Consider the following 2267-nt stretch of genomic DNA (forward strand, 5'->3'; position numbering starts at 1 on the left):
CACCGAACTCGCGCGACCGGGTCGATCCAGAATGCCACTTGGCAAGGACCGGCGGAAAGGTCACACTAGAGCTGTGGCATGAGTCAGGCGAAGCTTCTCTGAAATGGTGGGATATTAGGGATCCGGAACGCTTCCAACAGTCGCGGGCAGGCGATTGTTGACATTGCTCCCGGCTCGTCCACTGCTGTGAGACCATATTGCGATCGACGCCAGCGAGCATCCTCTCGATCCGAGGGCCGAATATTCGTGGATCATATTGACGACACCTCAAGCTGAGCCTATGACGGCCGATTCAAGCACAATCCCGTACACCGCTTTTTACTCTCGAAGGACCGGAAATGTCGGAATCAAACAAGACAACAACTATCAATTCGGGGTGCAAACACACGATCTCCACCATGTACGAGCGGTGGGCACTCGACTGTGTTATTGAGGCCGCGCAGGGCATCGCCTCCGACTTTGTTAGTAGGCCGCGCCAGTATAGCCGTGTAAGCGAGCCGACGGCGACAATCCTGCAGAACTTGTGGTATTTATCGGGTGCCGATCCCGGACACCCAGACCTGACTAAACGCGAAAGAATATTCGAACCACTGATCGGCGGGTCGGACGGGGAGCGTGCAGATCAAGCGGGCCAGTTTCACGCTGACGCCGCAGCGCTGAGGGACCGGGCAAACGACTTCACGAACCGCGTCTTTAGCACTGGAGAAGAAAATTTACGACAAGCGGTCAGCGACGCCGCCGTCACATTTCGCTCGTACCTAGGGACACTTGTGGAAAACAGTGTAGTTCGCCTCGGAAATCAACAGACTAGAAGCATATTTGATGCTGCGGTTGTAGTCCTGCTTGACCAGACCGTTTGTGGCGTATTTGGTAGAACACCAGCTTCCCAGATAAATTGGCCTGTGGGTGGAACATTCGACAGCGCCGGCGCCCAAGTGATCGAGGCAGTGACGACCGCTCTACAGACCGGCGCAGGAATCGTCTCGCAAAGTCAGTTTATCGTGATCCAGCGTATCGGGTTCTTAGGAGCCGGTACAATCGACAGCGTGCTGGATGCTGACCTAACGGCGACTGAGGATCTTGAGCAATTGATTCAGCTGACCTACAGCTGGAAGGCATCCCGCGACGCTCTGACTCTGTAAACGCCGAAGGGCTACCTTTGTCAAGCGAAGAGCAGGAAAACGCTCTCGAGCGCCGGGATACATGGCAACACTCTTGAGGGACGATATGGCCGATACTCCATCGAAGCAGGCGGCGCCGACGTTGTCAATCGCCGTCCGAGTCGGCACCCGGGCAGGCGTTATCAAGCATTTCGACCGACGACAAACCAGCAAGATCCGGCATCACGTACCCAATTGCGAGATTTCAACCGCTTCACGCAAGTCGTGCCCCAGTTGCATATTATTCTACGGAGTGTAGATCATGCCTGAGTCGACGGAAAATGACCCAGTAGATGCGGTCAGGACCAATTTCAGATCGGTGCCACTCCGGGAACTGCTGCACAGCGAGGTCGGGGCTTTGCTCGGTGTCGATACTGACGCACAGGACGCACTCTCGAAACTTGAGATTACTACTGTCTTCGACCTCGCAACCTCGGCCACCTTTGATATCGCGACCAAGCTGGTTAGAGCGGGGACGAATCCGGGAAATCCGTTGTTTCAACATGGCATACCACCCGCCGATATGGTTAAGGGCGACGCCGCTGCAGGGAAGAGAGTAGCTGATCTACAATACCTTCCGATCAACATCCTCGAGATGATACCCGCTGCAGACGCCGGGTTTATCGAGTCGGCGCTGGACGTGACTACTGTGCGCGATCTGGCATTCTACCCCCCCTATATCTCCGCACGTCGATTGATGAATGCAGTCTATTTTCCGGAGAGCATCACGGAATTCGACCCAGAATTGCCATCGGACCTTTTGCCCAAGACTGGCGAGTTTCCAACGGAACGTGTTCAATACTCGACATTGTTGCTGGATGAGATCAGAGTGGGCGATAAGGATTCGTACATCAACGTCGAGACCCCAGCCTTCGCGCCGATAGATCTGGCCAAACTAGCTAAGGGCGATAGCGGGTTCCAACGGGTGGCATACGGCGCCCTGCTCACCTTCAACCAGTCTTGGTATGCACACGGAGTCACACTTGGACAACTTCTACACAGTGCCGCGCTCGCCCCTGGTGAGAGCACACGGCTGGCCGTCATCGACTGGTCCCGTAAGAGCCGGGCTGTCCTGACCGAGAGAATTGACTAGGTCTACTACATCAC

2 protein-coding genes are annotated in these 2267 nt (G+C 55.4%); both read left to right on the plus strand.

The window, feature by feature from the left end; all coding sequences use genetic code 11:
* Positions 1-338: 338 nt before the first annotated feature.
* Positions 339-1142, plus strand: coding sequence for a hypothetical protein (locus tag ACFWPJ_RS30785; RefSeq protein ID WP_378856721.1), 804 nt, complete (start codon positions 339-341; stop codon positions 1140-1142).
* A 280-nt stretch (positions 1143-1422) separates the two neighbouring features.
* On the plus strand, positions 1423-2253 hold the full coding sequence (locus ACFWPJ_RS30790) for a hypothetical protein (protein ID WP_378856723.1): 831 nt from the start codon (positions 1423-1425) through the stop codon (positions 2251-2253).
* Positions 2254-2267: the final 14 nt, after the last annotated feature.

The sequence above is a fragment of the Nocardia sp. NPDC058497 genome, assembly GCF_042720195.1.
Lineage (GTDB): Bacteria > Actinomycetota > Actinomycetes > Mycobacteriales > Mycobacteriaceae > Nocardia.

What these genes read in the sequence shown, in the direction of transcription:
- ACFWPJ_RS30785 (WP_378856721.1), top strand. Translation starts at nt 339, where the DNA reads ATGTCGGAATCAAACAAGACAACAACTATCAATTCGGGGTGCAAACAC.
- ACFWPJ_RS30790 (WP_378856723.1), top strand. Translation starts at nt 1,423, where the DNA reads ATGCCTGAGTCGACGGAAAATGACCCAGTAGATGCGGTCAGGACCAAT.